The organism is Microcystis sp. M53598_WE2, from assembly GCF_030067735.1.
GTDB lineage: Bacteria > Cyanobacteriota > Cyanobacteriia > Cyanobacteriales > Microcystaceae > Microcystis > Microcystis aeruginosa.
This window is the reverse complement of sequence record NZ_JASJFE010000300.1, coordinates 1-4691: the sequence shown is the minus strand read 5'-3', so window position 1 is coordinate 4691 and position 4691 is coordinate 1. Positions and strand designations below refer to the sequence as shown.

Annotated in this window: 7 protein-coding genes; 2 read left to right on the top strand and 5 right to left on the bottom strand. The window is 41.6% G+C overall.

Going from position 1 to position 4691, the window contains the following annotated elements; translation table 11 throughout:
- The 4 genes from PX636_RS06555 to PX636_RS06540 all read right to left on the bottom strand — a co-directional run.
- Window positions 1–2499: CHAT domain-containing protein (locus tag PX636_RS06555; RefSeq protein ID WP_288116548.1), on the bottom strand; the 2499-nt coding region annotated here is incomplete at its 3' end.
- Window positions 2500–2669: 170 nt separating this feature from the next.
- On the bottom strand, window positions 2670–2885 hold the full coding sequence (locus tag PX636_RS06550) for a type II toxin-antitoxin system death-on-curing family toxin (protein ID WP_288116547.1): 216 nt from the start codon (window positions 2883–2885) through the stop codon (window positions 2670–2672).
- 4 nt (window positions 2886–2889) lie between these two features.
- Window positions 2890–3114: an AbrB/MazE/SpoVT family DNA-binding domain-containing protein gene (locus PX636_RS06545; RefSeq protein WP_012267820.1), complete on the bottom strand. Its 225-nt coding sequence runs from the start codon at window positions 3112–3114 to the stop codon at window positions 2890–2892.
- 66 nt (window positions 3115–3180) lie between these two features.
- Window positions 3181–3432: a DUF2283 domain-containing protein gene (locus PX636_RS06540; protein ID WP_052275424.1), complete on the bottom strand. Its 252-nt coding sequence runs from the start codon at window positions 3430–3432 to the stop codon at window positions 3181–3183.
- A gap of 38 nt (window positions 3433–3470) precedes the next feature.
- Between PX636_RS06540 and PX636_RS06535 the strand changes: the two genes are divergently transcribed.
- A complete protein-coding gene (locus tag PX636_RS06535; protein WP_287630490.1) occupies window positions 3471–3734 on the top strand; it encodes a hypothetical protein in 264 nt (87 codons plus the stop codon).
- A complete protein-coding gene (locus tag PX636_RS06530; RefSeq protein WP_288116546.1) occupies window positions 3731–4096 on the top strand; it encodes a hypothetical protein in 366 nt (121 codons plus the stop codon). Before PX636_RS06535 ends, PX636_RS06530 begins: the two co-directional genes overlap by 4 nt.
- A gap of 25 nt (window positions 4097–4121) precedes the next feature.
- Here PX636_RS06530 and PX636_RS06525 read toward each other — a convergent pair whose 3' ends face one another.
- Complete coding sequence (locus PX636_RS06525) at window positions 4122–4661, bottom strand: hypothetical protein (RefSeq protein ID WP_353853458.1); 540 nt, start codon at window positions 4659–4661, stop codon at window positions 4122–4124.
- Window positions 4662–4691 lie beyond the last annotated feature (30 nt).

Below are 4691 nucleotides of genomic sequence, written 5' to 3'. Positions count from 1 at the left end.
GATAGTTTCTGCTTCTATTTCTGTGCCTTTAAGTTCTTCTTGGGTGGGTTTAGGGTTAGCAAATGCTAGACCTTGTAAGGGTTTTCTTTCGGTCGCAGGAGGGGTAGATGTGGAGATGCGAGTTAAATAATAAATCGGATATTTTTTTAGGAGAACTTGTTCATTTTTCTTATCGTAGAGGGTTTCAAAGGGAATATAGCGCAGTTGTCCAGTGGCGATGATGGCGATATTTTTTCGGGAACTGGTGGCAATTTGGGACTCGATGGGACGGATTAAAATCTCGTATAATTTACTACCGGTAACGAAGTAGTCGGCATTTTTATAGTCGGCTAATTGGTTGTGGTATTGACTGACAAGTTGATTAAAATCATCGCGTTTTGTATCACTTTGAATAACGATTAATTTTTCTCTAGTAATGAGAAATAGGGCGACTTTATCGCGGAGGAGAACGGGTTGAATAACGAGGGTATCAGGAGCGATATTTTTCTGGAGTTGGGCGATGTCGGTGGGTTTAGTTTCAAAAAGTTCAGCAATTTCTGGATATTTCTCTCCGATAGTTTCCGCATTTTTATAGACTTTTTCCTCGAATTGTCGGATCTGTTGTGCCAGTTCTTCAGAGAATTTATCCTGTAGTTGTCGGCGCATTCCTTCGAGTTGTCGATTGTCGGTGTTCCAGTTATCAAGTGCTTTTTGTGCATCGGGATCGGCAACTTTGGCATTAATCAGGCGATTGTAATCGGCAAGATCGGCGGTAGTGGCGAGGTTGAGCCATTCAAAGGCTTTTTCGGGTTGGTTTTGTTGGATTAGGACTTCGGCGAGGGTGATAACGGTTCTTTCGTTAGAGGCTAAAAACGATTTTCGATTTTGACCTGCAATATTTTCCCTCGAAATATCTCCCCGTATCTTGAGGATAATGTTGAGGGACTCTTCCAAATTCTTGATCGCTTCTGCGGGTTGATTTATCTTTTGATAAGCAACTCCTAAATTATTTAAAGAATTAGCTTCCCCTTTTAGATCGCCTATTTTCTTCGCAATGTCTAAAGTCTGTTTAAGGTAATCGATCGCTTTTTCGTACTCTCCGAGGAAGTAGTGAGCAACTCCTAAATTGTTTAAAGAAGACCCTTCCTCTTGGCGAAGGCCTATATCCCTCGCCATGGCTAAAGACTCCCGGTGGTAATCGATCGCTTTTTGATACTGTCCGAGGGATTGGTAAGCATTTCCTAAATTGCCTAAAGATCTGGCTTTACTTCCTTGATCGCCTATTTTCTTCGCAATGTCTAAAGACTTCTTGTGGTAATCGATCGCTTTTTGGTATTGTCCGAGGGATTGGTAAACGTTTCCTAAATTGCCTAAAGAATCGGCTTCCCCTTTTAGATAGCCGATTTTCTCAGCGATTTCTAAAAACTGCTGGTGGTAATTGATAGCTTTTTGGTACTGTCCTAGTAAGTGGTAATCAACTCCTAAATTGCCTAAAGCCTTGGCTTCCCCAGAACGATCATCTAACTCCCTCGTGATGGCTAAAGACTGCTGGTGGTAATCGATCGCTGTTTGATACTCTCCACGCGATTGGTAAGCGTTTCCTAAATTGTTTAAAACCTTGGCTTCCCCAGAACGATCATCTAACTCTCTCGTGATGTCTAAAGACTGCTGATGGTAATCGATCGCTGTTTGATACTCTCCACGCGATTGGTAAGCGTTTCCTAAATTGTTTAAAGAATTGGCTTCTCCTTGGCGATTAACTATCTCCCTGTTAATGACTAAAGACTTTTCGTGGAGATCGATCGCTTTTTGATATTGTCCGAGGGAAAGATAAGCACTTCCTAAATTGTCTAAAGAAGCCGCTTCTCCCTGACGATTTTTGATTTCTTGATAAATTTGTAAGGCTTTTTCCCACGATTGCAAGGCTCCTCGAAACTGACTTGTTTCATATTTTTGAACGCCTTCCTGTAAAAGCCTATCCGCTTCTTTTAGCTGTTTTTCTGCTTCCATGAGTTTTTCAGCAATTTTTTCTAAATCAGCATCCTTAATTTCTTTTGCGATGGTTAAAGTCTGCTGAAAAAATTCTATGCTCTCCTTAAATTCTCCTAACTCATAGTAAGCCCCACCGAGATATAAAAAAGCGAGGGCTTCTACACGACGTTCTTTTGACTCTTGTGCTATTTTAACCGCATTTTCTAAAACAGAAATAGCTTGACGGTATTGACCGTCGTTAACATAGGCATTGCCTAAATTAGCGGTAGATTTAGCTTCCCCTGAAAGATCTTTAATTTGCCGGTAGGCTATCACCGCCTGTTGACAGGATTGAATCGCCAATTTTACTTGATTATTATCAAGATTCTGGCGACATAATTGCAAAAGTTGATCCGCTTCTGCTTTCCTCCCATCCGTATTTTGCGCTATTACCGCAGGGACGAGAGAGGAGAGTTTCCCGTTAACAACTGGTAGGGTGACGGTAGCCACTAGAGAAAGGGTAAGTAAGGCGTAAATTTTGGGATTCATAGTTATTTCCGCTATCAGTTATTAGTTAATACACCTCATCATGAGTTCCAATGTTAATCAAAACTATCCTATCTGTTTAAGTTTTCTCGTCTCGTTCTAAATAGAAAATGATGCGGCAATCATAACTACAGGAACAAGCTCTCAATTCCTGATATTCTCCCCTGACTCGATTAACATTTCTTGCTGTTCCCTGGGTAAGCGTAGGCTGCTGCCAAAGAAGCCATGTCAGGAGGCGACTCAGAATAAGCCAGAAGATTTTGCGGTCGGGAAAGTGCGCTTTCTAGCAACCCCTCATCTCGAATACCCTCTAATCCACCATGCTCGGCTATTTGGCGGTGATGAATCGCGATAGCTACCCCATCAGCTATCCAGATTAGCTGGTTCATGAGCCTAAGTTGCCAGCTTTCTCAAAACATTCCAGTCTTCGCGCATCACTTCCTCCGCCACTTCCATTTGCTGGACAAATTCGGGGTCGTAGGGTGTAAGCTCAAAGCCATTCGGCGTTTCCAAGACGTAGAGCATATCGCCTTTACTAAGGCGCAGCTTCTCCACCAACTCTTTCGGGAAAATCACCCCCATAGAGTTCCCTACCGTTGTGACTTTTAACTTAATCATCGTTTTTTGACTGAGTAAATATATCAATTATAGCACCTCCCATATTTCCTGAATTTCTCACATCACTTAACAATTTAGTATTAACTTTCCGAACCATTGTCTAATCTCTTGTTTTTCACTCTCTTCCAACGGAAAATCAATATTTTTGAATTGTTCGGCCGTTCTCTGTTTGACTCCTAAAATCTCAATCCCTACAATCCTATCCGTCTCATCGTAATCATAGATAATCCCCAGCGCTACTTCCTCAGAATCAATAACCTTTCCCTCAAAACGACGAATATAAGCGGCATTAGCGGCTCGATCATAGTCTATTTTCATACAGCAACCGCCAAGGCAATAAAGATTATAATTACTATATGGTGACATCTTTAACCCCAGCCCAACTAGACAACCTCAACCGCTTTCAAAAACGCCTTCCCCGTCATGCTACCCCAATTCGGATCTATAATCTTCCCAACGGTGGCAAAGCATTTCAATCGGACGTTCCCGCCAAAAATATTTCCGGTTCCTATGCAACCTACGAAAAACAAATTGATGCGGACGGAATCACTCTCTTTTACACCAAAACAACCTACGCCCCCAACGGTTCTATTGTTCACATCAAACAAAAATACCCATGAAAACTAGACAAGAATACCTCAACGCTTTAGTCAACTTTGACCAACCCCTATCAACTATCCTCCCTATCCTAAAAACCTTTCCTTGGGACAGTAGCGAAGCAATTATCACCCTAAAAAAAGAGCATCTGATCGATATTCTCGATCGCTATCTCAATAACGCTCTATCTGCCACCGACCTAGAAAACTGGGCCGATGCCATCGAATGCAGAGAAGATATCGCCTATAAAACAGATGAGGAAAATCTCATCAATGACATCATTTTTTACCTCGCTAACCCGACCTTAAACGATCCACTATCACCAAAAACAATCGAACAATACATCAGCCAACTTTCCCATTTAAAGTCTTCCTTAATTACCTAAATAATTGACCTCTCCTTTGTGAATTTTAATGCGGGTTTACTTGAATCTCAATTTTGTCCGAGGGGTTGAATTTAATTTCCTCAACAACGTAGGAACTGTTACGCACCACATCCTCGATTCCTCTTATTTTTGGAGAATCTAGCGAGGTTAAAGTTACTTCCGCTTTTCCTTCATTAACATCAATAATTTTGAAGTTCTGTAGGGGTTCCGTCCAGCGTTCTCTATTCTGGTTTGGATTGCTTGATCCCCCTTCCCCACGAATAACAAGCGTTCCGCTTTTGATAATAATCTTCCCTTGAAACTCTATCTGTTTGATCTCTTTCATTGCCACTTCTTTTGTTTTTGAATCTCTCCCTAAAGCGATCGTTTTTGCTTGGGAATCGAACTTGATTAATCTCCCAGATAGAGAAGTGCCATTTTTTAAAGATACATTTGTATCATCTGGTATGAATACGGGAATTTTCTTGACGGGAGATTGATCGCCAGTGGCCGGTAGATGATAGCCAGCAAGGGAGGCGATAAAAACTAGGCTAGTTGCGGTTATTATTGGGTAGAGTTTTTTCATCTTTACCTTGCCTGAATGATCGGGATTGGG